Annotated in this window: 19 protein-coding genes; 8 read left to right on the top strand and 11 right to left on the bottom strand. The window is 64.3% G+C overall.

Annotation, left to right across the window (positions count from 1 at the left end; translation table 11 throughout):
* The first annotated feature begins 89 nt into the window (after nucleotides 1–89).
* From J8F10_RS09655 to J8F10_RS09670, 4 genes are all read left to right on the top strand, one after another.
* Nucleotides 90–2,216: a hybrid sensor histidine kinase/response regulator gene (locus tag J8F10_RS09655; RefSeq protein WP_210653620.1), complete on the top strand. Its 2,127-nt coding sequence runs from the start codon at nucleotides 90–92 to the stop codon at nucleotides 2,214–2,216.
* Nucleotides 2,217–2,456: 240 nt separating this feature from the next.
* On the top strand, nucleotides 2,457–3,521 hold the full coding sequence (locus J8F10_RS09660) for a DUF1559 domain-containing protein (protein ID WP_210653621.1): 1,065 nt from the start codon (nucleotides 2,457–2,459) through the stop codon (nucleotides 3,519–3,521).
* Between the two features lie 82 nt (nucleotides 3,522–3,603).
* Nucleotides 3,604–3,960 carry a hypothetical protein gene (locus J8F10_RS09665; protein WP_210653622.1) on the top strand — a complete coding sequence of 119 codons (357 nt, stop codon included), beginning with the start codon at nucleotides 3,604–3,606 and terminating at the stop codon, nucleotides 3,958–3,960.
* Between the two features lie 174 nt (nucleotides 3,961–4,134).
* Complete coding sequence (locus tag J8F10_RS09670) at nucleotides 4,135–6,366, top strand: heavy metal translocating P-type ATPase (RefSeq protein WP_210653623.1); 2,232 nt, start codon at nucleotides 4,135–4,137, stop codon at nucleotides 6,364–6,366.
* A gap of 1 nt (nucleotide 6,367) precedes the next feature.
* On the opposite strand, the gene pstC is transcribed toward J8F10_RS09670, so the two are convergent.
* Together pstC and pstS are read right to left on the bottom strand one after the other, a co-directional pair.
* Nucleotides 6,368–8,212 (bottom strand): phosphate ABC transporter permease subunit PstC, encoded by a 1,845-nt coding sequence (pstC, locus tag J8F10_RS09675; RefSeq protein ID WP_210653624.1) that lies wholly within the window; start codon nucleotides 8,210–8,212, stop codon nucleotides 6,368–6,370.
* Nucleotides 8,213–8,382: 170 nt separating this feature from the next.
* Nucleotides 8,383–9,450, bottom strand: a complete 1,068-nt coding sequence (pstS, locus tag J8F10_RS09680) for a phosphate ABC transporter substrate-binding protein PstS (protein ID WP_210653625.1) — start codon at nucleotides 9,448–9,450, stop codon at nucleotides 8,383–8,385.
* Nucleotides 9,451–10,409: 959 nt separating this feature from the next.
* On the opposite strand from pstS, the gene carB reads away from it, so the two are divergent.
* Complete coding sequence (carB, locus tag J8F10_RS09685) at nucleotides 10,410–13,727, top strand: carbamoyl-phosphate synthase large subunit (protein WP_210653626.1); 3,318 nt, start codon at nucleotides 10,410–10,412, stop codon at nucleotides 13,725–13,727.
* 22 nt (nucleotides 13,728–13,749) lie between these two features.
* On the opposite strand, the gene J8F10_RS09690 is transcribed toward carB, so the two are convergent.
* A complete protein-coding gene (locus J8F10_RS09690; RefSeq protein WP_210653627.1) occupies nucleotides 13,750–14,100 on the bottom strand; it encodes a hypothetical protein in 351 nt (116 codons plus the stop codon).
* Between the two features lie 120 nt (nucleotides 14,101–14,220).
* Here J8F10_RS09690 and J8F10_RS09695 point away from each other — a divergent pair, with 120 nt between their 5' ends.
* The 3 genes from J8F10_RS09695 to J8F10_RS09705 all read left to right on the top strand — a co-directional run bounded on the left by J8F10_RS09695 (nucleotide 14,221) and on the right by J8F10_RS09705 (nucleotide 16,728).
* Entirely contained in the window at nucleotides 14,221–14,844 is a 624-nt protein-coding gene (locus J8F10_RS09695) for a 5-formyltetrahydrofolate cyclo-ligase (protein ID WP_210653628.1), read from the top strand.
* Nucleotides 14,845–14,848: 4 nt separating this feature from the next.
* Nucleotides 14,849–15,049 carry a hypothetical protein gene (locus J8F10_RS09700; protein ID WP_210653629.1) on the top strand — a complete coding sequence of 67 codons (201 nt, stop codon included), beginning with the start codon at nucleotides 14,849–14,851 and terminating at the stop codon, nucleotides 15,047–15,049.
* 116 nt (nucleotides 15,050–15,165) lie between these two features.
* A complete protein-coding gene (locus tag J8F10_RS09705; protein WP_210653630.1) occupies nucleotides 15,166–16,728 on the top strand; it encodes a hypothetical protein in 1,563 nt (520 codons plus the stop codon).
* A 161-nt stretch (nucleotides 16,729–16,889) separates the two neighbouring features.
* On the opposite strand, the gene J8F10_RS09710 is transcribed toward J8F10_RS09705, so the two are convergent.
* The 8 genes from J8F10_RS09710 to J8F10_RS38635 all read right to left on the bottom strand — a co-directional run bounded on the left by J8F10_RS09710 (nucleotide 16,890) and on the right by J8F10_RS38635 (nucleotide 25,338).
* Nucleotides 16,890–17,969 carry a type IV pilus twitching motility protein PilT gene (locus J8F10_RS09710; protein WP_210653631.1) on the bottom strand — a complete coding sequence of 360 codons (1,080 nt, stop codon included), beginning with the start codon at nucleotides 17,967–17,969 and terminating at the stop codon, nucleotides 16,890–16,892.
* Nucleotides 17,970–18,140: 171 nt separating this feature from the next.
* A complete protein-coding gene (locus J8F10_RS09715) occupies nucleotides 18,141–18,485 on the bottom strand; it encodes a hypothetical protein (protein WP_210653632.1) in 345 nt (114 codons plus the stop codon).
* Nucleotides 18,482–19,603, bottom strand: coding sequence for a mandelate racemase/muconate lactonizing enzyme family protein (locus tag J8F10_RS09720; RefSeq protein ID WP_210653633.1), 1,122 nt, complete (start codon nucleotides 19,601–19,603; stop codon nucleotides 18,482–18,484). Before J8F10_RS09720 ends, J8F10_RS09715 begins: the two co-directional genes overlap by 4 nt.
* Nucleotides 19,604–19,834: 231 nt before the next feature.
* Nucleotides 19,835–20,707, bottom strand: coding sequence for a creatininase family protein (locus J8F10_RS09725; RefSeq protein ID WP_210653634.1), 873 nt, complete (start codon nucleotides 20,705–20,707; stop codon nucleotides 19,835–19,837).
* 134 nt (nucleotides 20,708–20,841) lie between these two features.
* Nucleotides 20,842–21,960, bottom strand: a complete 1,119-nt coding sequence (locus tag J8F10_RS09730) for a mandelate racemase/muconate lactonizing enzyme family protein (RefSeq protein ID WP_210653635.1) — start codon at nucleotides 21,958–21,960, stop codon at nucleotides 20,842–20,844.
* Between the two features lie 97 nt (nucleotides 21,961–22,057).
* On the bottom strand, nucleotides 22,058–23,080 hold the full coding sequence (locus J8F10_RS09735) for a succinylglutamate desuccinylase/aspartoacylase family protein (protein ID WP_315854097.1): 1,023 nt from the start codon (nucleotides 23,078–23,080) through the stop codon (nucleotides 22,058–22,060).
* Nucleotides 23,081–23,203: 123 nt separating this feature from the next.
* On the bottom strand, nucleotides 23,204–24,598 hold the full coding sequence (locus J8F10_RS09740) for a DUF1501 domain-containing protein (protein WP_246523133.1): 1,395 nt from the start codon (nucleotides 24,596–24,598) through the stop codon (nucleotides 23,204–23,206).
* Nucleotides 24,599–24,600: 2 nt separating this feature from the next.
* Nucleotides 24,601–25,338 (bottom strand): hypothetical protein, encoded by a 738-nt coding sequence (locus J8F10_RS38635; protein WP_246523135.1) that lies wholly within the window; start codon nucleotides 25,336–25,338, stop codon nucleotides 24,601–24,603.
* Nucleotides 25,339–25,342 lie beyond the last annotated feature (4 nt).

Raw genomic sequence — 25,342 nt, forward strand, 5'->3', positions numbered from 1 at the left:
CGTGCGTTCGGCTCGGAGCCCTTGTCGGGCGCGGATCCCGAACACCGATGGACCCAAAACCGGTGACGACTCACTCTGGACCGATGACTATGGACCCGCGACCAATGACCGTGCCCGGCGAGCCGACGAACATCCTGGTTGTCGACGATTTGCCGGAAAAGATTCTGGTTTACCGGACCATTCTGGGCGAACTGAACCAGAACCTGATTACCGCCGCGTCCGGCGAGGAGGCCCTGCGCGCGGTGCTCGCCCACGACTTCGCGGTGATCCTGCTCGACGTCCAGATGCCCGGCATGAGCGGGCTGGAAACCGCGGCGCTGATCCGCCGGCGGAAGCGCTCGGCCCACACCCCGATCATCTTTCTGACGGCGTTCTCCGACGAGGTGCGGGCCACCGAGGGGTACGCACAAGGAGCGGTGGATTACATCAGCACGCCGGTGGTGCCGGCGATCCTGCGCGCGAAGGTGCGGGTGTTCGCCGACCTGTACCGGATGGCGCAGCAGGTGCGCCGACAGGCCGAGGAGCGGATCGCACTGGCCGAAGAGCGCACGAGGCGCGCGGCCGCCGAAGAAGCGAACCAGCGCCTGGCGTTCCTCACCCACGCGGGCGCAGTTCTAGCAGGTTCCCTCGACCAAACCGTGATCGCCCAGGACGCGATCCGCCTCGCCCTCTCGTACCTGGCCGACACCGCCGTTCTCGTTACCCTCCCGAGCGACGGGCGTGAGGTCCGCGTCCTCCGGGGGCGCGGGGGACCGGCCGGGTCCGCGTTGGAAGCGGACCTGGGCCACGACGCACTGGAGCGCGACCTTGCTCGTGCGGTCGATCGAGCCGCCGCAGAGAACGCGACCGTCCCCCTCTCCGACAACGTCCTCGCGGTACCGCTCCGCGCCCGCGGACAGGTCACCGCCGTTCTGGGGCTCTCGCGCCAACAAACGGGGCGCGCGTTCCCCGCGGCCGACGTCGCCGTTGCCGAAACGCTCGCGTCCCGGGTCGCGATGGCGCTCGAAAACGCCCGGCTCTACCACGAGCTGCAACAGGCCGACCGCCAGAAGAACGAGTTCCTCTCGATGCTGGCCCACGAGCTGCGTAACCCGCTCGCGCCGATTCGGAACGCAGCCGAAGTGCTCAACCACGACGGCATCAGCGCGGACCGCGTCCGGTGGGCGCACGGGGTGATCGACCGCCAGTTGACCCACCTCGTTCGACTCGTGGACGACCTGCTCGACGTGTCCCGGATCACGCTGGGGAAGATCCGGCTCGCGGTCGATCTGGTCGATTTGGAGAGTGCGATCACGCAGGCCGTCGAAGCCGTCGGGCCGCTGATCGACAAGTTCGGCCACCGGCTCGAGGTCGCGTTACCCGCCCACCCGGTTCACGTCCAGGGCGACCCGACGCGGTTGATCCAGGTGTTCGCCAACCTGTTGAACAACGCCGCCAAATACACCGAGCCGGGCGGGCGAATCGGCCTCACCGCCGCGGTCAAAGCGGCCCCGTCGGGAGACGGCACCGGCGCACACGCCCCCGCCCTCGTGGAGGTCCGCGTTCGGGACACGGGGGTCGGGATCGCCCCCGAACTCCTTCCGACCGTGTTCGACTTGTTCACCCAGGCGAGCCGCTCCCTCGACCGGTCGCAGGGCGGACTGGGTATCGGGTTGACCCTCGTCCGCAGGCTGGTCGAGATGCACGGCGGGTTCGTCGAAGCGCACAGCGCGGGCGTCGGCCACGGGAGCGAATTCGCCGTCGTCCTCCCGGTCGCGGAAGTCCAACTCGCGCCGGCACCGGCCGCGCCCACTCGGTCGACCGAACCGCAGAGCGAACCCGCGCCCCTCCGGGTCGTTATCATCGATGACAACATCGACGGGGCGGAGAGCCTGGCCGACCTGATCGGTTTGCTCGGGCACCAGGCCCGAACCGCGCACGACGGCCCCACGGGAATCGACGCGGTCCGCGCCTTCGAGCCGGACGTCGTCCTGCTCGACATCGGGCTCCCGGGAATGGACGGGTTCGAGGTGGCCCGTCGGCTCCGCCGCGACCCGCGCGCCCGCGCCACACTGATTACCATTAGCGGGTACGGTCGGGACGAGGACCGCGCGTTGTCCCGGGAAGCCGGGTGCTCGTACCACTTCGTGAAGCCGGTCGAGATCCGCTCGCTCCAAACAATGTTCGCGGCGATCCAGTCCTCCCTTCACAGCGGTGCTCAGGTGAACCAGGGCTGAAAAAACATCTTCGCCGCGGTCGACTTTTGTCGTTGCGCGTGCCGAACGCTGCGCCACATAGACAAACTCTACTCCGATTATACACATTCAAGACACCCGATCTACGCCGTAACTTCACACATTCAGACATACACTTTCTCGTCCCCACTATTAGGCTAAACTGGGCTGCACAACGAACTATTTGAGCTGCTCCGGGTCGCTTGTGGCCCGTGTCCCACTACCGAACACAGAGGTCCGTACATGACTCCCCCCGCGAGTCGCCGGTCGGCATTTACGCTGATTGAACTGCTGGTTGTGATCGCCATCATCGCCATCCTCATTGGCTTGCTCCTGCCCGCCGTGCAGAAGGTGCGCGAGGCCGCCGCACGCATGTCGTGCAGCAACAACCTGAAGCAAATCGGCCTCGGGCTGCACACCTACGAATCGGCCAACGGGTACTTCCCGACCAGCGGTGAGGGGAACAGCACGGCCAGTCCGCCCGGAACCTGGATGGACGTCCATTCGACGCTCACGCAGGTGCTCCCGTACATCGAGCAGGACAACGTTTACAAAGCAATCAACCTGAACAATCGGTACAACTGGAGCGGGCACAACGCCGCATTCAAGGTCAAAATCAAGACGTTCCTGTGCCCGTCGAACGGCGCTTCACAGGATGACCCTGATGGTTATGGGCAAACGGACTACATGCCCGTCGCTTACGTCGACATCGACCCGACCACCGGCACCCGTTGCACCCTCAACAGTTCCTGCGGAACGTACCGCAGTCCCGGGCTGTTGACGCTCCATTACGGGGCCGATCCCGCGAGCGCTCCAACCGCGGGGAACCACATCTCGTCGTACACGAAGATGAGCCCGCGCCGGATCACGGCGGTGACGGACGGGACGAGCAACACGGTCGCGATCATCGAAGACGTTGGCAAAAACCACGAGTCGCTCTCGCCGTTCATGAAGGCCAACTACGCGGACAACTGCTCGGACTGCGTGAACAAGTCCCCCACAAACCTGCGGAACAACTACCGGTGGGGCGAACCGGACAGCGCGAACGGCGTCTCCGGCCCGCACAACGACGGCACGAACAAAGTGGCTCGACTGAACAACAACGCGACCCCGAAGGGTGGCCCGACCTCGTGCCCGTGGTCGGTGAACAACTGCGGCCCGAACGACGAACCGTTCAGCTTCCACAGTGGCGGCGTCCAGGCCGTGTTCGGCGACGGGCACGTCCAGTTCCTCCGCGACTCGATCTCGGCCCAGACCCTGCGGGCCGTTATGACGGCCGACTTCGGCGACCAAGTTAACCTGGACTAAGCAGTATCGAGCGTTTGCACCCCGGCCACCGGCCCTCGGTCGGTGGCCGACTGTTTTTCCCGACCCACGTGGAGTTCCAACAATGCGCTATCTCGTTCTTGCCGTGGCGGTCGCGTTCCTTTCCACCGGGTGTGGTGGAGAGGTGAAAAGCCCGCTCGGTGAGCGCGCGATTGTCAAAGGGAAGGTGATGGTCTCTGGCCAGCCTGTCACACGGGGCACGGTGGTTTACACCCCGGCAGAGGGGAACAAAGCCGACGAGCAGACCGGGCAAATTCAACCCTCTGGGGAGTACACGACTTCCGTTTTTCCCGGGAAATATAAGATCTCGGTCACCGGTTCTTCGTCCGTCCCAGCCAAGTACAAGTCCGCCCAATCTTCCGATATGACGCTCGATATCCCCAGTGCCGGGAAGAACGACGCGGACATTGATCTGAAGTAACCGCTCGGGCCGGTGATCCGATCGTAGGCCTTCCGTCGAACGACCGGGCATCTTTTTCGCTGTGATTTCTTGTTTACAACTCGTTCGCCCGGGTACGATCGGGACATGAGCGGTCGCCCCACACTGCCGGGGCTCGTCGGCCGCTCGCACCTCCCGACGCCCGCGTGATCGCCGATGAACAATGAAGCACCGCCCACCGGGGTTCACACCCCAGCGCCCTGGGTCTGCCGCTCGTGCCACAACGTTACGGGCGAGCAACCGGGGAACTGCCCGAGTTGCGGCGCCGCGCTCGAGCGCGGTGCCCTGTCCGCCGACACAACCTTCTCCACCCCGGAACGGCGAACCGTCACGCGCCTGCTGTGGTTGGGGTTCGCGCTCGGAATCCCCCTTATCGGGCTCGGGGTTTTCGACGCGATCAGTCCCAGTAGGCCGGTGACCGAAGCGCTCGGAGAAAAAGTCTTTTTGCTCGTCCAGGCGGGGCTCTGTACCCCGCTCGTGCTCGTCTGCGCCGGCCCGATCTTCCGGCGCGCCTGGCGCTCGATCCGCACCCGCCGGTTCACCCTCGATACGCTCCTCGGTCTGAGTATCGGCGCCGCGTTCGTCTACAGTTCGGTGGCCGTTGTGTACGCATGGTCCGGGGCGCAACCACTCCAGCCCCGGGCACCTGCCACGGAGCTCCGTCCCGAACTGGAGGGCGGGGTCCGGGCGGTCGCCCCCACTCAGCGCGGCACGATCGACCCCTTCTTCGAGAGCACGGGGATGATCGTGCTCCTCGCTCTCGCCGCCCGCGCGATTGAACTGCGAGCGCGCGACCGCGCCGCGACCGCGCTCCAACAACTCGCTCCACTCGCCCCGAGAACGGCCCGCGTCCTGCTCGTCGACGGAACCGAAGAAGACCGCGACGTCCAACTCGTGCGCCCCGGCGAACTCGTCCGGGTGCGCCCGTGCGAGCGCGTTCCCGTAGACGGTATCATCCGCGAGGGCACCACCACGATCGACGAATCAATGCTCACGGGCGAATCGACGCGCGCGGAGCGGGGGCCGGGCGGCTCCGTCCTCGCGGGAAGCGAGAACGGGCTGCGCGCGATTACGGTCGAAGCCACGCGCACCGGGTCCGATACGATCCTCGACCAAGTTGTGGGGCTGGTCAGCCAAGCACAGCAGCGGCGCGCCGAGTTCCAGCGAACCACGGACCGCCTCGTGGCGTGGTACGTTCCCGCGGTACTGGTGGCCGCACTCGCCGCGTTCGTCGGTTGGGCCGCGTTCGGTCCCGCGGGCTCGGCCCTGACCTACGCGGTCGTCTGCGCGGTCGGCGTTCTCGTGGTGGCGTGCCCCTGTGCGGCGGGCCTCGCCGGGTCCGTTGCGGTGGTGCTCGGGATGCGCCGCGCGGCCGGGGCCGGGATCTTGTTCCGGGACGCCGCGGCCCTTGAGCGCCTCGCGGCCGTCGATACCGTCGTGTTTGACAAGACGGGCACGCTCACCGAGGGGCGCCCGCGCCTGATCGAAATCATCCCGAACATCGGGACGTCCGGGAATCACGTCCTCGCCCTGGCCGCGGCCGTCGAGCGCGGGACCGAGCACCCGCTGGGTCTCGCGATCGTGTGGGAGGCCGTCAACCGGAAGCTCGAGATCACCCCGGCCGAAAGCGTGGAAGGCGTACTCGGTAAAGGGGTGCGCGGGCTCGTTGATGGCAACCGGGTGTCGGTCGGGCGCCTCGGGTTCATTCAGGAGTCCGGCGCGCACAGCGAACTCATGCCGAGCGAGGCCCGGGCACACCGGCAGCGCGGGCACGTCGTTGTGTTCGTGGGCGCGGGTCCGCGCTGCACGGGGTTGATCGTGTTCAACGACCCGCTGCGCCTCGGCGCGCGGGGCGCGGTCGAGGGCCTCCGGGCCGCGGGGCTGAAACTGCTCCTGGCCACCGGGGATCACGCTGAGACCGCACACGGGGTCGCCCAGGCCGTCGGCATCACCGACGTGGTCGCGGACGCCCTCCCGGTCGAAAAGTTCGCCATCGTGCAGAAGCTCAAGGGCGAGGGGCGCATCGTCGCCATGTGTGGTGATGGCATTAACGACGCACCGGCCCTCGTCGCGGCCGACGTGGGAGTCGCGCTCGCGAGCGGAACCCGGACCGCGATCAGTACCGCGGGGATCACCCTGGTTCACTCGGACCTTCAGGCGCTCGGGGTCGCGCGGGAACTGAGCCGGGCGACCGTGCGGACGATTCGCCGGAACCTGATCCTCGCGTTCGCCTTCAACGTCGTTGCGATTCCGATCGCTGCCGGCGCGCTGGTACCGTTCGGCGGGGGGCTCATCAATTCCGTTTGGGGCACCGCGGCGATGAGTTTCGGGGCGCTCGCGGTTCTGGCGAACTCCGCCCGCCTCGCCTTTTATCCCGTCGGCAAGTGACTCAATCGGCGCGGGCCGCGGCAACGACCCGCTTGCCCGAGAGGAGCCGAACGCCCACGTTGAGGAACATCACTACCGTCACCAGCACGAACGCCGCGGTCCACGCGAGTTGGATCTCCGGTGACCCCGGCGCGTACTTCGCGAAATCGTAGATGTAGAACGGAAGGAACGGCGTCTCGTCCGACGGGGTTCGGGGCATGTACTGTGATCCACCGGCCGTCAAAATGAGCGGTGCCGTCTCACCCGCGATCCGCCCGACCGCCAGAAACACCCCCGTAATAATCGCCGGAAGCGCTGCGGGCAGGAGTACCTTCACCACCGTCTGCCACCGGCTCGCCCCGAGCGCGTAGCTCGCTTCGCGCAAACTGTTCGGCACCAGTCGCAGCGATTCTTCTGTGGCTCGGATCACGACCGGGAGCATCATCACCCCCAGCGCGAACGCACCGGCCCAACCGGAGAACTGCCCGCGTGACGTGGTCATCCACACCGGGTACACGAGCAGCGCGTACCCGAAAATTCCGATGACGATCGACGGCACCGCGCCGAGCGTCTCCGCCACGAACCGGAGCGGCGCGACCATCCGATTGTTCCGGTACTCGGCGAGAAACACCGCGGTCAACACACCGACCGGTACCGCGAACGCGGTCGCCAGCCCCACCAGAATGCAGCTCCCGTACAGCGCGTGTGCGAGCCCGCGCCCGCCACTGTCGTTGGGAAGCTTGGTGAAGAAGTCCAAATTCACCCCACCGGCCCCGCGAACGGTGATGTACCCGAGGATGAGGAACAGCGGCACCACGGTGAGGAACTGACACAGCGCCAGCGCCCAGCACATCACGCGGTCCGAGCGCTGGGCCTTCGATCGACTGGCCGTGATCTCCTCCGCGGTCCGCGCCGGTTGTCCGGTTTGACCCTCGGCCAGTTCGATCGGCCGGGCGCGGCGCGCGGCGGGCTTCGACATCCACCGCACCACGATTCGGGCCGTGAAATTCATCACCAGCGTGATGCCGAGTAGGAGCAGCCCGAGCGCGACGAGCGCCCCCTGCTTCACCCCGGGCGGCGCCTCGAACAGCTCTTTGGCGATCACGCTGGGAATGGTGTCGCCGGTGCCGTTCAGCCGGAAATCGAGGTAGTGCGAGTTGGCGATCACCATCGTGACGGCCATCGTTTCGCCGATCGCGCGCCCGAGCGCGAGGAAGCACGCGGCGATGACTCCGGGACGGGAGTAGGGGAGCACGACGCGCCAGATCGTCTGCCAGCGGGTGGACCCCAGGGCGAGAGCGCCTTCGCGCTGCGACCGCGGGACCGCCTGCATCACGTCGAAACTGACGGCCGTGATGTACGGCAGGATCATCACCGACAGCACCAGCCCCGCTGCGAGAATGCCCTGGCCGGACGCGATATTCGGCAATCCTAGCGTATCAAAGAACGGCGCGAGGCCCTGCTTCGCCAAGAACTCGCGCCCCCAGAAGCCATACACGACGCTCGGAATTGCCGCGAGGAGTTCGAGCAGGAACGCGCACACCTTCCGTAATCGCGGCGGGGCGAGTTCCGACAAGTAAGCCGCAGCGCCGACCCCGAGCGGCACCGCGATCAGCATCGCAATCAGCGACGTGGCGACGGTGCCGTACACGAACACCAGCGCGCCGTACTCGTTGCCGTCGGGGAACCACTTGGTACTCGTGAGCAACCGGTACTTGCCCGGCTCGGACAGCACCGGCCACGCCTTATACACAAGCACGGCGATCAGCGCCGCAGCAATCGAGAGCACGAACATGCCGGCCGACTGGCACAACCAGCGGAACACGAAGTCGCCGCGGGACGGTGGGTGCGATTGGTGTGCGGTCATGTGTGTATTGTTGTAGCCCCGTAAGGGGCGTCCGATGGTAGCCAGGGGTGAAGCGCAGCGCAACCCCTGGCGTGCGGAACCGGCATGTTTTGGTTAGCCCCGTAGGGGCGTCAGAGTGTAGCGCAGCGCAACCCCTGGCTACACTCTGACGCCCCTACGGGGCTATTCCGTCACTCGAACGTCACTTGCCCGAGCTTCTCCTGGATCTTCTTGCCCAACTCTTCGGGGAGCGGGGCGTAATCCATTTCCTTCGAGAACTTCTGCCCGTCCGTCGTCGCCCACTTCAGGAACTCGACGATCGTCGGGCCGGTTTCCTTTGGCAGTTTGGCGAACAGGATCGCGTAGCTGATCCCCGAGATCGGGTAGGACTTCGCGCCCGCTGCGTCGGTCAACGAATACGTGAGGTCGTGCAGCGAGTACGGCTCCTTCTCCGGTTTCGCCTTGATCGCCTCCGCCGCGGCCGCGGTCACCCCGTCGGCGTCCGCGGAAACCCACTCGCCCGCCTTGTTTTTCAGCTTCGCGGCCGCCAGTTCGTTCTTGCGGGCGAACAGCAACTCGACGTACCCGATGGTGCCCGCGTTACCCTTCACGAACCCGGCCACACCGTCGTTGCCCTCTTGACCCACGACGCCCTGAACCCAGTCCGGTTTGGTGCTCGCCTTCAGTTTGCCGCCGCTCACCTTCGACAGGTACTCGGAGAAGATGTTCGAGGTACCGCTCTTTTCAGCACGAGCGACCACCACGATGTCCTTGTCCGGGAGCGCCACGCCGGGGTTCAGGTCGGCGATCCGCTTGGCGTTCCACTTCCGCACGCTCGGGTCGCGGAGGTAAATGTCGGCCAACACGTCGCCGGTCAGTTTCAGTTCCTTACCGCTGATTTCCGGCACGTTGTAGACCACCGCGACCGCGCCCATCGTCAGCGGGATGTGGACCACGTCGCCGCCCTTCTCCTTTGCGGCGGCGAGTTGCTCTTTCGTCATCGGCGCGTCCGAGCACCCGAAGTCCTTGGTCTTCGCGGTCATCTGCTCGACGCCGTAGCCGGACCCCTTCGAGACGTAGTCGATCTCGACGTTCTTGGCCGTTTTGTACTCGCCCGACCACTTCTGCATGAGCGGGTTAACGAACGTCGCGCCGCCGCCACTGATCCGCTGCGCCGACCGACCACCACCGCACCCCCCGCACCCGGCGAAAAAAGGCAGTGCGAACACCAACGCGGCGAAGGCAAGGAACCGGGGCATCAGGTAGTCTCCGTGGGGACGGATCGGGCCAACGAGTGCGCACAACTTATCGCTGTCGGCACCCGCGGACAGCCCGCGATTCGTGAAGGTTTCGTGTAGCCCACGGGTGACGCTCGAACACTCGCCCTCGCAACATGTTGTCTCGCGCACGAAGGTAACCCCGGGCGCGAATCCGCGGTCTTTCTGAGCCACTTTCGCGGAACAAGAAGTCACCTCGATGTCGTCGGGGAGCACATGAGTGGGACGGTGGTGCCAGGGCCGTTGAGTTCTCGTGGTTGTGCAACTCCACCCGCTCGTTGACACTCGCGGTTCGCCAAGAGACTCAGGCGAACCGCGAGTGTCAACGAGCGGGTGGTGTTCCCACCCCCGTCCACTTCCGCACACTCAACGGCCCTGCCCCTGGTCTCATGCCCCGCCCGGGCTAACAATTGCTAACCTTTTGGCCCCGGGTTGTTTTTGGAGTGCTCCACGATCGCCACAACTACTGCACTTTCAATATGTTCCGATTATTTCGCTGCTGAAGCAGCCCGTTGCGAAGGCTAACATCGGCTAACAATCACTGCAAATTGCAAAGCCCCGGACAATTTGCGACTAACCTCACGACTAAAAAACGGTTCGAGTTGGCTAACAATTTAAACGGCTGAACCGCGTCGAGCATCGTCATCCGTCCAATCACCCGGAAACACCCGCGCCGCAAGGCGAACTCGCCACGACCAGGCGATGCCGGGACTCCTAAACGGACACTTCCCCATATTATACATTAGTGGACACGCGAATACAAACAGTTTGGGGCCGGATGGCGCGATTGAATCACCCGCCCCCGGGCGGAAGCATTCGCGACGCGCGTTGTGCTCTTGGCCGCGGGACTCATCTCCATAAGCTAAGCGGAGTTTGCGCCGAAGAATCCCTTGCACCCTGCATCCGCTCCATGCCGCGGGCTCACCTGTTGATCGAGAACCATGCCGAAACGTACCGACATCAAGAAGATCCTGCTCATCGGCTCCGGCCCCATCATCATTGGCCAGGCGTGCGAGTTCGATTACTCGGGAACGCAGGCCTGCAAAGCACTTCGCGAAGAGGGCTATTCGGTCGTCCTGGTGAATTCCAACCCGGCGACCATCATGACCGACCCGGAGACGGCCGACCGCACGTACATCGAGCCGATCACCTGGGAAGTTGTTGAGAAGATTATCGCCGCGGAGCGCCCCGACGCGCTCCTCCCCACGCTCGGCGGGCAGACCGCGCTCAACACCGCGATGGACCTGTTCAAGAAGGGCGTGCTGGAGAAGTACGGCGTCGAGATGATCGGCGCGAACGCGGACGTGATCGACAAGGCCGAGGACCGGCAGCGGTTCAAGGACGCGATGCTGAAGATCGGCGTCGCGGTGCCGAAATCGGTCGTCGTTCACTCGCTCGAAGAGGCGATGCGCGCGGTTGAGGAAGTGGGGCTGCCGTGCGTCCTGCGCCCGAGCTTCACGATGGGCGGGAGCGGCGGCGGGATCGCGTACAACCGCGACGAGTACCGCGACCTCATCACCCACGGGCTGCAACTGTCGCCCACCACGGAAGTTCTCGTTGAAGAGTCCGTGATCGGCTGGAAAGAGTACGAGCTGGAGGTGATGCGCGACCGGGCCGACAACGTCGTCATCATCTGCTCGATCGAGAATTTGGACCCGATGGGGGTCCATACCGGCGACAGCATCACGGTCGCGCCCTCGCAAACGCTCTCCGACAAGGAGTACCAGCGGATGCGCGACAAGGCGAAGGACATCATCCGCGAGATCGGCGTCGAGACCGGCGGGAGCAACATCCAGTTCGCGATCAACCCGGCCGACGGGCGCATGATCGCGATCGAAATGAACCCGCGCGTGTCCCGCAGCAGCGCCCTCGCGTCCAAAGCCACCGGGTTCCCGATCGCGAAGATCGCGGCCAAACTCGCGGTCGGGTACACGCTCGACGAGCTCCGCAACGACATCACGCGCGAAACGCCGGCCTGCTTCGAGCCGACCATCGACTACGTGGTAACGAAGGTTCCCCGGTTCGCGTTCGAGAAGTTCCCGGAAGCGAACCCCACGCTCACCACGCAGATGAAGAGCGTCGGCGAGACGATGGCAATCGGGCGCACGTTCAAGGAGTCGCTCCAAAAGGCGCTCCGCGGGCTGGAAGTGAACCGGTTCGGCATCGGGTGCGACAAGCGCGACCGTTGGGGCACCGCGAACCCGCCCGCGCGCGAGGAGATCACCTTCAAGCTCTCCAGCCCGAACGCGGACCGGATCTGGTACCTGCGGTACGCCTTCCTCGCCGGGATGTCGCTCGACGAGATCCACCAGCGGACGAAGATCGACCCGTGGTTCCTGCGCGGGGTCGAAGAACTGGTCGCCATCGAGAACGAGTTGCGCGCGGCCGGGTCTCTTGATAACGTGACGCCCGAGCTGATGCTGAAGGCCAAGCAGAGCGGGTTCATCGACCGGCAACTGGCGCACGTCTGGAACGTCGCGGAAGCCGAAGTTCGGAAGCTCCGCAAGAGCTTCGGAATTGAAGCGGTGTTCAAGAGCGTGGACACCTGCGCCGCCGAGTTCGAGGCGTACACGCCGTACTACTACTCGACCTACGAGCCTGGTGCGCGGGTCCAGCGGCCGGGCCAGCCCGTGTACTTTTCCCCCGGCGAAGACGAGGTCCGCCCGTCCAGCGGGAAGTCGCGGATCATGATCCTCGGCGGCGGGCCGAACCGCATCGGCCAGGGCATCGAGTTCGACTACTGCTGCGTGCAGGCCGCGTTCGCGCTGCGCGACAACGGCTACGAAGTCATCATGGTGAACTCGAACCCCGAGACCGTGAGCACCGACTACGACACGTCCGACCACCTGTTCTTCGAGCCGCTCACGCCCGAGGACGTGCTCAACATCAACGACAAGATGAAGCCCGAGGGCGTGATCGTGCAGTTCGGCGGGCAAACGCCGCTGAACCTCGCCACGTCCCTTCAAGACGCGGGCGTGCCCATCATCGGCACGAGCGTGGACAGCATTGATGTGGCCGAGAACCGCGAGCGGTTCGCCAAGCTCGTCACCGAAATCGGGCTGCTCCAGCCCGCGAACGGCACCGCGGTGGACGAATCCCAGGCCCTCCGCGTCGCGCGCCGGATCGGGTTCCCGATTCTCGTGCGCCCGAGCTTCGTGCTCGGCGGGCGCGACATGAAGATCGTGTACAACGAGGACGAACTCACCGCGTACATTCGCCGCGTCGAGCCCGATTTGTCGCGCGACCGCCCAGTGCTGATCGACCAGTTCCTGGAGAACGCGACCGAAGTCGATGTGGACTGTCTGAGCGACGGCACCCGCACGGTGATCGGCGGCGTGATGCAGCACATCGAGGAGGCCGGCATCCACTCCGGCGACTCCGCGTGCGTGATCCCGCCGTACAGTTTGCCCGCGGACGTCATCACGGAGATCAAGGTCCAATCGCGGAAGCTGGCCGCAGCGCTCAACGTGAAGGGGCTGATGAACATCCAGTTCGCGGTCGCCGGGATTCGCGCGGGCGGCACGGTCACGGACACGCCTAAGGTTTATATTCTCGAAGCGAACCCCCGCGCCAGCCGCACCATTCCCTTTGTGTCGAAGGCGACCGGGGTGCCGCTCGCTCGACTCGCGGCCCTTGTAATGGTGGGCAAGACGCTCGACGAACTGGGCGTGAAGGACGAGGTCATCCCGACGCACTACTCGATCAAGGAGAGCGTGTTCCCGTTCAACAAGTTCCCGGGCGTGGACATCATCCTCGGGCCGGAGATGAAGTCCACCGGCGAAGTCATGGGGATCGATGACTCGATGCCGATGGCGTTCGCGAAGGCGCAGCTCGCGGCCAGTTCGCGGTTGCCCGAAGGCGGAACGGTGTTCATCTCCGTCGCGAACCGCGACAAGGACGCGGTACTCCCGATCGCACGCGGGTTCGCCGAGATGGGCTTCAAGGTGATCGCGACGCGCGGGACAGCGCAGTTCTTGCGCGAACGCGGCGTTCCGGTGGAGGACGTTCCGAAGATCGCGGAGGGCCGGCCGAACCTGCTCGACCACATGAAGAACGGGAAGGTGCAGTTGGTCATCAACACACCGACCGGGCGGGGCAGTTCCACCGACGAGTCGAAGATCCGGGCCGAAGCGGTGGCCAGTCGCGTGACCGCGATCACCACAATTTCCGCCGCACAAGCCGCCGTCGAAGCGTGCCGGGCGCTCAAGCAACAACGACTGACCGTTACGGCACTCCAGGACCGGTTCCCGAAGAAGTGACCCTCAGCGCGAGCGGGCCGCGTTACGCAGCGGCCCGCTCGCGCCGCACCGGGCTCCCGATCGTTTCCATCAGCGCTTGCAAGCCGTGAATGTGCTTGCAGCAGTACGCGCGGCGGTTCTCGCCGTTGTAAACCGCGTCCGGGCAGGTGCAGTGCCAGTTTAGATGACCGTCGCCCGCGCGCTCGGCGGCAATTTGGTACTCTTCGCGCCCGCCGGTCACGTTCCAGGTCATCACGCACCCGGCCTCGTGCGGGTCCGGGTTGCGGTACGTCACGCGGAACATGTACGGGGCGGGCGTGCGCTTCTTATCGGGGCCGGGCAGCACGACGGTAACGATGGCGAACGACCCGCGCGGTTTATTTTCTTTGACCACAGTTCACCTCATTCGGTGGTGTGTTGGGTGTGTTGAATTATACCCGCACGGGTGTCCACTCCCGATGTCGGTAGCCCGGTACGGTGGTAGATTGCAAGTACCCCGAACGGAGCGCCGTGCATGATCGACGACACCCAACCGACCGACGCGCAGACGATGAAATCGTTCATCCGCGAACTGGCGCGCAAGAACCGCGTGGCCCAGAAGAACAAGGACGCGATCAGCCTGGAGATTTGCCACAAGTTCACGGCGCTGCCGGCCTACGCCGCCGCGAAAACGGTGATGTGGTACGTCGACGCCGGCAGCGAGGTGCGCACGCGGCACACACTCCCGGAGGCGCTCACCCACGGCAAGCGCGTCATCGTCCCGTGGTGCATCGTCGAGACGAACGAGCTCGAACTGTTCTGGCTCGAAGACATGAGCGAGCTGGTCGAGGGCGCGTACAAGATCCTGGAGCCGAAGGCGGAACTGCGCGACCTCCCCGCGAAGAAAGTTCAACCCGAAGAACTCGACCTCGTGATGGTGCCGGGCACCGCATTTGACTTGCGCGGCGGGCGCATGGGCCAGGGCAAGGGGTACTACGACCGTCTGCTGTCGCACGCCCGGCCGGACGCGCCGCTCGTCGCGCTCAGTTTCGACTGCCAGATCTTTGAGGAGATCCCGGTCGCCGCGCACGACGTCTTCATGGACCAGGTGCTGACCGAATCGCGCACCATCAGCGGCAAGGGTCGAACGGGGAAGTGAACCGATGCGGGAGGACCGGTCCGCGACTCAATTCTGGCAATCGGTCGCGCTCCGGCTCATTGCCATCTGGCTGATCGGTTGGGCCACGATCCTGTGGTTCCAGGGGTGCCTCGTACCCTCCACGCGCAACGAAGTGCTCCAGGATCAACAGAAGATTACGGGTTCGGAACCGCCCACCCCCGAGCCGCGCCCGGGTCCGCGTTAAGGTAGTTTTCTCCTTTCAGCACGCGCACCCGCGCGGTATCCTCAAACACTGTTCCCATTCTTTGTTCTCCCGGACGCGGCCCTCGCAGCCGCGCCCACCCTCCCCGGGAGCCTCACATGCTGAATCGCACGCGCCGCGAACTGTTCGCGGACATCGGTCGGGGCATGATCGCCGCCAGTGTCGGCACCGCGTTCGCCCACGATCTGGGATTCGCTACCGCCTTCGCCGCCGACGAACAACCCGCCCGCCTCACGTTCGGTGACCTCGACCCGCTCGTGAACTTCCTCCAGGAAACGCCGCCCGACAAGCTCGTGTCGGCCGTCATCACCAAGCTGAAAGGCGGCACCGAACTCAAGCAACTCGTCGCGGCAGCGGCCCTCACGAACGCCCGCGCGTTCGGCGGCGAGGACTACATCGGGTTCCACACGCTGATGGCCCTCGCCCCGGCGTTCCAAATGTCGCAGGAAGAGACGAAGGCCGAACTCAAGCCGCTCGCGGTACTGAAGGTGTTGCACCGAAACGCCTCGCGCCTGAAGGATTTCGGCCCGACGAAGGAAACGCTGAAGACCGTAGCACCCGGGAAACTGGCAACGACCCGCGGCGGTGAGCAGCTCCGCGAGGTGACCCGCAAGGGCGACTTGGCCGCAGCCGAGGCTACCTTTGCAGCCATCTGCGCGAATGGGAAGCCGGAAGACGCGCTCAACGAACTTATGGTCGAAGTGGACGACGCGACCGAAGTTCACCGCGTGGTGCTGGTGTCGCGGGCGTGGGACTTGACGCGGTTCGTCGGCACCGAGCGCGCGAGCACGATGCTCCGGCAATCGGTTCACTACTGCGTGAACATTGAAAAAAACGCGAGCCAGATCAAGTACAACGGCCCGATCCGCGAGCAGCTCCCGAAGCTCCTGGACCAGTACAAACTCGTCGGATCGAAGCCGGGCACGAAGGCGGCCGACGACGCCTGGGTGGTTCAGTTCGCGGACACGGTCTTTAAGTCCGACGCGGCCCAGGCCGCCGACGCGGTCGCATCCGCTCTGTCCGAAGGCTTCAGTGCGGACGCGATCGGTGAAGCGCTCTCCCTGGCTGCGAACCAGCTCGTGCTCCGCGACGAGGGGCGCCCGAAGGCGTGGGTGTCCCCGGGCAAGCCGGAGGGGAGCATCCACGGCGACTCGATCGGCGTCCACGCCTGCGACACGATTCACGCCTGGCGGAACCTGGCGAGCATCGGCGACCGCCGCACGCAGGTCACGAGCCTGATTCTCGCCGGGTACCAGATCGGTCGCGACCGCGCGAACCGGGCCGAGTTCCTGAAGTGGGATGCGTACCCACGGACGGAACACTCCGACAAGGTTAAGGGATTGCCGGCGGACTCGCTCCTGAAGGAACTCGACGGCGCGATCCGCGACAAGGATCAGGCCCGCGCCGCGGCCCTCACCGCGCGTCTCAGCGAGACGTCCAACAGCGCAAAGGACGTGTTCAACCTGTTCCGCACCTACGCGATCAGCGAGGACGGCGCGCTGCACGCGGAAAAATACTACGCGACCGCGAGCGACGAGTTCGCGCGGGCCAGGGCCGCGTTCAAGTGGCGCCAACTGATCGCACTGGCCCGCGTGACCGCCAGCGCCTACGGCTACGCAGCCCCCGCACACAAGGAAGCGTGCGAACGGTTGAAAGCGTAGTGGATTAAGCAAATCCCGCCCACCGCCACGGGCTGACGAGCCGCGACCGCGAGGGAGCGGGGTCGGAGACTGCCCGGTGAGACAAGGAAGAGCCGCGGATCACGTAGATTACGCGGATCAGACAAAGGAACGATTTGAAGCCCCGCAACAGCGGGGTTCGCCTAATGATTCAAGAACTTCACGTCGCGGACGTTCTGCTCCGCGACGGTCCGCGTGATCTTCCCGGCACGCAACAGCAACCGCACCGACTCGTCGCACGTGTACATCCCCTCCTCGCGCCCGGTGAGGATGTAGTTGTCGATGCTCTCGATCTTGCCCGTGCGGATCGCGCTCGCAATCGGGTGCGTGTTCCACATCACTTCGAGCGCCAGGTGCCGCTTCTCCGTCTTGTTGATGCTCGGAAGCAACCGCTGACTCACGATCGCGCGCAGACTCATCGCGAGCTGCGACCGCACCGCCGGCTGTGCGTCCGACGGGAACAGGTCCGGGAACCGCGTGATCGCGCCCTTCGCGTCGCGCGTGTGGAGCGTGCTGAACACGAGGTGCCCCGTCTCAGCAGCGCTCAGGGCCATTTGCGCGGTTTCGCGGTCGCGGATCTCGCCGACCAGAATCACGTCCGGGTCTTGTCGAAGACCGTACTTCAGCCCGTCCGCGAACGAGAGCACGTCGGCCCCCACTTCGCGCTGCGTGACCACCGAGTTCGGTTCGCGCGGGAACTGGTACTCGACCGGTTCTTCCACCGTGATGATGCGGTACCCGCCGGTTTTGTTCAGCCGGTTCACGACCATCGCGAGCGTGGTCGATTTGCCGGAGCCGGTCGCCCCGGTGACGATCACCAGCCCGTCGCGAAGAGCAACGAGTTTGGCCGCGAGATCGGAAGGGAACCCCGCCCACGCGAGATCAGGAATCGTGTCGGGAATGACCCGAAAGCACCCGCACGTGTCGCCCCCTGCAAGAAAGAGTGTCGCACGAAACCGCGTCATCTGCCCCGCGACCGGGCACTCGAAGGAGAAGTCCGCGTTCTTGTTCACCTGCAATCGCTTGAGAGCGTCTTCCGGGCACGCCGAAAGCAGAAGTGTTTCGATCTCGTCCGAAGCAATCGGCGCTTCCGGCAGTTCGGTAAGATCGCCGTGTAACCGCATGACGGGTGCGTGCCCGGCGACCACGTGTAAGTCGGAGGCGCCCGCCTGCACGGTCCATTCGAGCCACTGGTGCAGCTTCTCAGCAATGGCGTCCGACATGGGAACTCCTCCACAAACGGCTCAGTCCATTTCCTTCTTAGGCGTTCATCAGTGCGGCGCTGCGAAGTCTCATTTTGATGTCATTTGAGGAAATTTCGTAGGTTATCAACGCGACGCGCCTCGGTGAGTCCGCCGCACTTGGTGCAGCGTGGGTGAACGACCATTCCGAGATCAGTCCCGAAAAAACGATGCGTCTTCTGCACAATCTGGATCGTAGTTCAACTGGATTTCGCACTGCCCCGCTGCCCCAACCTTGACGGCAGCCCCATACCACTGATGCCCCAGTACGGTTCGTGACTCATTGATGTCAATCAACAACAAGGTAATCTCGCTGGGCGTGTTGAGCGATGTGATTTCGCCGCTCGACAGATTTACCCTGAGCTTGGTGATCCACGATTCTCCTTGTTTATTATACCTCACCTCGAAAATGACCTCGTGCCACTCCGAACCCGTCAAGCGAGATTGAGCGGCACTGTAGATTAATTCAGCAAGCCGTTTCAGTGTTTCGTCGTTCATGACTCCACCCCATATCGCTTCAACGCATCCCGGTTCAGTTCGATACCCAACCCCGGAGCATCCGGTATCGTCAGCAGTCCGTCCACATCGGGTTTGAACGGCACGGTAATCAACTCGTCCATGTACGGCGACGGCGACAGGAACTCGACGTACTTCGCGACCGGCATCGCCGCGGAGAGTTGCAAATCGGCCGCGAGACCGATCGCGGTGTTCCACCCGTGCGGCACCCACTGCACGTTGTGCTCGTAGGCCGCCCACGCGATGCGCCACGCCTCGGTGAGTCCGCCGCACTTGGTGCAGTCCGGCTGGACGATGTCCGCGCCCTGTTGCTCGAACAGCGGGCGAAAACTCTGCCGGCGCGTGAACACTTCGCCCGTTGCGATGGGTACCGGCGAGTGGCGCCGTAATTCGGCGAAGCCCGCGACGTCGTCCGGCGGAAGCGCTTCTTCAAACCACACGATGTCGTAGTTCGCGAGCATTTGTGCCGTGCGCAGTGCCCACTTGTAACCGTGCGGCCAGAACGCATCGCTTCCGCCCGCGTCGACCATCAGTTCCACACCCGGTCCGACTGTTTCCCGCGCGGTGCGAACGAGTAGTTCGTCCGTCTTCGCGTCGCGCCGACCGAACGGTTTCCAGCCGAGTTTGATCGCCTTGAACCCACGCGCGACGGCGGCCTTGAGCTTCTCACGCAGTGGCTCCACTTCGGCGAACAGCAGTGACCCATACGGCTTAATCTTGTTGCGGTAGTTGCCGCCGAGCAACCGCGAGACGGGTTGCTTCGTGATCTTGCCGAAGAGATCCCACAGTGCGATATCGATGCCGCTGATCGCGTGTTCGACGCTCCCGCCGCGCCCCTGCCAGAACGTGTTCTGGCGCAGCTTCTCGCTCACGCGCGCCGGCTCATCGGCCCGTTCGCCGATGAGGAACGGACGGAGCAACTTCACCGCGGCGCTTACGAGGTGACTACTCGTGAACGTGCTCCCGACGCCGACCAGCCCCTCGTCCGTCAGAACCTCCACGATGGTGTGAACGTTGTCTTCGGGCGCGAGTTCCTCGGCCCACCCGCCTTCGACCGTGCCGCCGGTGAGACCGGTGAGCCGAACGTCCGCGATCTTCATCTCAAAATGCTCCAAGCGTCAGAAACGGCAAAAAAACAGAAGAGTATTCACCGCAGAGGGCACGAGAGGGCGCAGAGAAGAACAGAGAAGAACAGAGAAGAACAGAGAAGAACAGAGAATCGAGTGACCTCATTCTTCGTTCTTCTCTGCGCCCTCTCGTGCCCTCTGCGGTGAATATTGCTTTACTCTTCTCTGCGCCCTCTCGCGCCCTCTGCGGTGAATACTCTTCTGTCACTCCAACGGGCGCTGGCCCCACGGAATCGGCATGGTCGGCGGCTTGCGGTGGCGGTCCTTGCGGACGTCCTTCGGCCGGTCCTTCCACCACGTTACGTACCGGCCGAGTTGCTTCACGGCCTCTTCGTAGGCCTGTCGGCCCTTCTCCGGGGTCGCCAGTTCCGCGTCGCCCAGAACGCCGGTGTCCGAATAACTGCTCGTCCACGAAACAGTTGTCGCCGGACCCGCGCCGAACAGATCGACCCAGTTGAACGGGCTGTCGTCGTTGTTGAAGCTGATCGTGCCGCTCTTGATGAGGTCTTTGCGGACGTTGTCGCCGTCGAGGTAGAGGTACAGGCTCGTTTCGAGTTCGCAGGCGTGTGAGCACCCACCCGGGAATTTGCTCTCACGCCAGTTCGGGAGAAACGTCTTGTCCACAGTGAGCAGGTTCCACCACGCGACCACGCAGCACTCCGCATCCGTCTCCACGTTGGTGCGGCGCGCGACGAGGTCGAGGTTCGGCATGTTCGAGCCGTGACCATTCAAGAGGATGATCTTCTTGAACCCGTGGTACGCGAGCGATTTGGTGATATCGAGCACCTGGTGCACGAAGTGCTCGAAGTCCGTGTTGATCGTGCCGGGGAAGTCCATCACGTGCCCGGTGTAGCCGTAGGCCACGACCGGCAGCACGAGCAACTTGTCCGGGATCTCGCGTCCGGTCCCGCTCGCGATCCCGCACGGGCACACAAGGTCCACATCGAGTGGCAAGTGCGGGCCGTGCTGCTCCACCGCTCCGCACGGCACAATACACACCTTGCCCAAATCAACCGCGTCGTTGATCTCGGGCCACGTGAGTTTCTCGTAGCGGTATTCTGTCTGCGCGCGACTCATTGTGGGCTCCAGAATAAAAACAGAACGCGCCGCAGATAACGCGGATAAGCGCAGATCAAGACACGATTTCATTTCAATTCCGTCTTAATCCTGTTTTCATCTGCGTTATCTGCGGTTCTTTATTCTCCGCACTTTCAGCTCGACTCAGCAACCAGGTATTTCTGCACAAACTTCTCGTCAAGCGTCACACCGAGGCCGGGGCGATCGGGCACTTCCATCCACCCGTTCACAGACTGGACCTTCTCGTGCGTCAGCTCGTGGCGCAGCGGTGAGTCCTCGACGCAGTCCTCAAACACGAACGCATCGCGACACGTCGAGAGCCAGTGAATGCTCGCGGCCACGGTGAGCGGGCTGGTGTAACAGTGATTACAGAGGCGAGCGCCGATCTCTTCGACGCGCGCCCGAATGTACGCGGCGTCCGTGAACCCGCAGCGGGAGATGTCCACCTGGTACACGTCGAGCGCGCGGCGGTCGATGAGTTGCCGGAACGACTCGCGCCCGCACTCCCCCTCCCCCGCGGCGATCGGGATCGGCGACCGGTCGCGGAGCCAGACGTACCCCTCGACATCGTCCTCGCGCAGCGGTTCCTCGAACCACTCGGGGCTGTATTCGGCGAAGGCGTGCGCCCGGCGCAGCGCGGTCCGCGCGTCGTACACGCACCCCGCATCGATCAGCAGCGTGGCCTTTCCCAGCCCCTCCCGCGCCCCTCGGACGAGGTCGATGTCCACCGCTTCGGAAGTGCCCATCGGTTCCCAGCCGAACTTCACCGCAGAATACCCCGCTTCGACCCACCTCCGGGCGATGTCGGCGGTTTCCTTTCCGTCGCGCCCGAACAGGATGGAAGCGTACCCGCGAACCTTGTCGTGCTGCTTGCCGCCGAGCAACCGGTGAATCGGTTGGCCGAACGCCTTCCCCTTCAAATCCCACAGCGCCATATCGACCGCGGCCATCGCGGTGATGCCGACCGCGGTGCGCCCGAAGTACATCGTTTTGCGGTACATCTTCTGCCACAAGCGCTCGTGATCGAGCGGGTTCTCTCCGACCAGGATCTTCCGCAACCCGCACGCGACGTTGTGACTGAACGGCGCATCAATGATCGCCTTCACCACTTCCGGCGACGAGTCCGCTTCGCCGACGCCTTCCAGTCCGTCGTCGGTGCGCACGCGCACCAGCACCGAGTCCTGGCTGCTCGCGGTCTTCGCGGTGATGTTCGGGATGCGGAGGATCTGACAAACAACTTGCGTGATCTTCATGACATTCTCTTGGCGAACGGCCGGTGTCAGCCGGCCGGTAAGAACGAGCTCGCGTGTGGTACGAAATCTCACCGGCCGGCTGACACCGGCCGTTCGCCTATAGCTTGCGCGGGTCCACGTCGTGAGCGATGCACGCGACGCAGTCGCCCTGAGCGACGATCGACGGGGCGCGCGTGGCGAGTAGCACGCCGTCGGTATTCGCGAGCACGTAGACCGGGTCGCGGTCGGGGCGTTCGAGGAAGTGGATCGCGCCGACCGGCTGCCCCGCGCTCACGTCCTCGCCCAACGGAACGAGGTTCTCGTACACACCCGACTCCGGCGCGAAGCGGTAATCGTCCCAGTTCAGCGCCTGCACCCAGCGCGTGGGGGCGAGGCCAAGCGACTCGCGCGTGACGGCCTTCCCCGGCAGCAGGCCGAAGTGCATGAGCACGTTCCGCAACCCCATCTGCGTTTCTGCGTGAACAAGGGCCGTGACGTTCTCGCTGCCGCCCATTTCGGTGGTGACGACGACCTTCCCCTGGTTCTCCGCTTCCACCGGGAGCAACCCGGTACCCGCCACGTCCGCGTACAGGAAGCAGAAGTCCGTGTTCCACGCCTCGGTCGCGGCGAGCATCTGGTCGCGCTGCGGGCCTTTGGGCACAAGGTGCATGTGGGCACACGGCTCGAAATCCAGGCTCCGGCCGCCGGTGTGGATGTCGATCACGATGTCCGCACGCGGGAACAATTCCGTAGTGAGGTAGTGCGCAACAACTTCGCTCGGGGTGCCGGTCGGGTTCCCGGGGAAACAGCGGTTGAAGTTCTTGCCGTCGAGCGGGGAGAGCCGGGTCGCGGCCTTAGCGCCGGGCATGGTGAGCGTGGGAACCAGGATCAACCGGCCAGTAACGTGTTCCGGCGAAAGTTCGCGCAGCAGCCGCATGACCGCGATCTGCCCCGGGTACTCGTCGCCGTGGTTCCCCGCGAGCACGAGTGCGGTCGGTCCGGTCCCGCGGCCGATGACCGTCACGGGAAGCATCAGGTTCGCCCATCCGCCCAGGTTGTACGAGTACGGCACGTACAAGTGACCGTACTGCTTGCCCGGCTTGTCGAAATCGACCGTGGAGCGAATGGGAGAAACGGACACGCGAACTCCTTGAGGAGAAGCAAAAAGCGCCACGGATGAACACAGATAACACGGATCAGAACAGAAGCCGATTCAATGCGATTCTTAATCGTGTCTTGATCCGTGTTTATCCGTGGCTGATTTTCAACGAATCACTTCTTTGACCACGGTGCCGTGAACGTCTGTGAGGCGGAAGTCGCGCCCGGCGTAGCGGTAGGTCAGTTTCTCGTGATCGAAGCCGAGCAAGTGCAGCATTGTGGCATGAAGATCGTGGACGTGCACCTTGTTTTCGATCGCCGCGAAGCCGAAATCGTCCGTCGCCCCGATGACCTGTCCGCCTTTCACGCCACCGCCCGCGAGCCAGCTCGTGAAGCCGTAATGGTTGTGGTCGCGGCCGTTGAGAGCAGGCAGTTCTGCGACCGGGGTGCGACCGAATTCGCCGCCCCACTGCACCAGCGTGCTATCGAACAGCCCGCGCTGCTTCAGGTCGCTGAGGAACGCGGCGATGGGCTGGTCCCACTGGCCCGCGAGGGCCTTGTGTGTGGTGGCGAGGTTGTCGTGATTGTCCCACGGCTGGCCGGCGCCGCTCCAGAGCTGCACGACCCGCACCCCGCGCTCGATCAGCCGGCGCGTGAGGAGCAACTGCCGGCCGATGGTCGTGTCGCCGTAAAGGTCGCGGATCTTCTTCGTTTCTCGACTCAGGTCGAACACGTCGGCCGCCTCGGACTGCATCCGGAAGGCCAGCTCGAACGTGCGGATGCGGGTTTCGAGCTGCGCATCGTTCGCGCGGTCGGCGAGGTGCTTGGCGTTCAGCGCGGCGACGAGGTCGAGTTGCTCGCGCTGCTTATCGAGTGGAAGTTCCGTGTTGCGGATGTGGGCAATGAGTTTATCGACCTGTGTGTGCTGGCTGTCGATGTACGTGCCCTGGTACACACCCGGCAGGAACGCGGAGCGCCAGTTCTGCGTGGTGACAATCGGGTACCCGCCGGGGCACATGACCACGAACCCGGGCAGGTTACGGTTCTCGCTGCCGAGGCCATACGTCACCCAGCTCCCGAGGCTCGGGCGCGGTTGCCGACCGTCGCCACAATTCATGAGCAAGAGCGACGGCTCGTGGTTCGGCACGTCCGCGTACATCGAGCGGATCACGCACATGTCATCAATGTGCGCTGCGGTCTTGGCGAACAGTTCACTCACCTCGATCCCGGACTGACCGTACTTCTTGAAGCTGTACGGCGACTTCATCGCGGCGCCGGTCTTGCGCTCGGTGCGGAGGTTGCCCGTCGGGATGGGTTTGCCGTGGTACTTGTCGAGCGCCGGTTTGGGGTCGAACGTGTCGACCTGCGACGCTCCCCCGTTCATGAACAGGTGAACGACGTGTTTGGCCTTCGCCGCGAAGTGCGGAGCCTTCGGCGCGAGCGGATCGGTTGCGCGCGGGGCATCGGCCGCCTGTGCGTCCCGAAGGACACCAGCGAGGGCAATGGTGCCGATACCGGTGCCACACCGGGCGAGCATCTCACGGCGGGAAAGCGGAAGCATGGTCATTCCTTCCCCAGAATCAGATCCACGACCCAACACCCGCGCACGTGCGGTCCCGAACCGCGGCAGTGATCGAGGACGTCCGTGTCGTCACATCCGGCATCTTGAAGCGCATCGGCCAGAATCGGCATCGCGCTGAACTCGCGGCCCTCGTACATCTGCTGCGCGAGTGTCAACACGGTGTTCGTGCATAAATCCGGTGAAAATACAACTGAGTGAAGCGGGTTACCAAAGACCTCACGAACAAGCATCGCTTGATGTTTTTGCTCCTCAACCAACCGCGCTTTCATGCGTTCGCGCCCGGTCGGCCCGTCTTCTGTCACTCCCTCTGCAGAGAGTGCCGTGGCCGCATCTCTCAAAGGGTTCGCGCCACTGCGATACTCCCACGCCGCCCCAGCCGCCGCGCGCAACACACAAGCGGAATTTGGCGTACCCGGAGGAAATGGCCGTGGATCACCCATATTGAGAGCCAGAACGTAGTGGCTCACCTGTACGTCCGCTGCCGCCAGCACAATTCCCTGGATCTCGCGCAACTCCACTATATCGGCCAAGTCGTCAGCATAGTCTTCTGCGGTCTCTATCGCCCTACGACCATCTTCGTCGGTAAGGAGGTGCCAGAGACGCCGGACACATGCACAATCGAGCAGGCGCTGTTTCCGATCCGTGAGCGCGTCGATTGAGTCAAGATAATCGAGCATCTGTTCCGGGACGAAACAGGCGCGCCATAGATCCTCAGTCACGACG

Origin of the sequence: Gemmata palustris (genome assembly GCF_017939745.1) — a bacterium.
Taxonomy (GTDB): domain Bacteria; phylum Planctomycetota; class Planctomycetia; order Gemmatales; family Gemmataceae; genus Gemmata; species Gemmata palustris.

Coding starts and splice junctions, on each gene's coding strand:
- J8F10_RS09720 (WP_210653633.1), bottom strand. CDS start 19,603: ATGAAGATCGCGGACGTTCGGCTCACCGGTCTCACCGGCGGCACGGTC.
- J8F10_RS09705 (WP_210653630.1), top strand. CDS start 15,166: ATGCTGAATCGCACGCGCCGCGAACTGTTCGCGGACATCGGTCGGGGC.
- pstC (WP_210653624.1), bottom strand. CDS start 8,212: ATGACCGCACACCAATCGCACCCACCGTCCCGCGGCGACTTCGTGTTC.
- J8F10_RS09695 (WP_210653628.1), top strand. CDS start 14,221: ATGATCGACGACACCCAACCGACCGACGCGCAGACGATGAAATCGTTC.
- J8F10_RS09710 (WP_210653631.1), bottom strand. CDS start 17,969: ATGTCGGACGCCATTGCTGAGAAGCTGCACCAGTGGCTCGAATGGACC.
- J8F10_RS09665 (WP_210653622.1), top strand. CDS start 3,604: ATGCGCTATCTCGTTCTTGCCGTGGCGGTCGCGTTCCTTTCCACCGGG.
- pstS (WP_210653625.1), bottom strand. CDS start 9,450: ATGCCCCGGTTCCTTGCCTTCGCCGCGTTGGTGTTCGCACTGCCTTTT.
- J8F10_RS09730 (WP_210653635.1), bottom strand. CDS start 21,960: ATGAAGATCACGCAAGTTGTTTGTCAGATCCTCCGCATCCCGAACATC.
- J8F10_RS09670 (WP_210653623.1), top strand. CDS start 4,135: ATGAACAATGAAGCACCGCCCACCGGGGTTCACACCCCAGCGCCCTGG.
- J8F10_RS09655 (WP_210653620.1), top strand. CDS start 90: ATGGACCCGCGACCAATGACCGTGCCCGGCGAGCCGACGAACATCCTG.
- J8F10_RS09740 (WP_246523133.1), bottom strand. CDS start 24,598: ATGCTTCCGCTTTCCCGCCGTGAGATGCTCGCCCGGTGTGGCACCGGT.
- J8F10_RS09725 (WP_210653634.1), bottom strand. CDS start 20,707: ATGAGTCGCGCGCAGACAGAATACCGCTACGAGAAACTCACGTGGCCC.
- J8F10_RS09715 (WP_210653632.1), bottom strand. CDS start 18,485: ATGAACGACGAAACACTGAAACGGCTTGCTGAATTAATCTACAGTGCC.
- J8F10_RS09660 (WP_210653621.1), top strand. CDS start 2,457: ATGACTCCCCCCGCGAGTCGCCGGTCGGCATTTACGCTGATTGAACTG.
- carB (WP_210653626.1), top strand. CDS start 10,410: ATGCCGAAACGTACCGACATCAAGAAGATCCTGCTCATCGGCTCCGGC.
- J8F10_RS09700 (WP_210653629.1), top strand. CDS start 14,849: ATGCGGGAGGACCGGTCCGCGACTCAATTCTGGCAATCGGTCGCGCTC.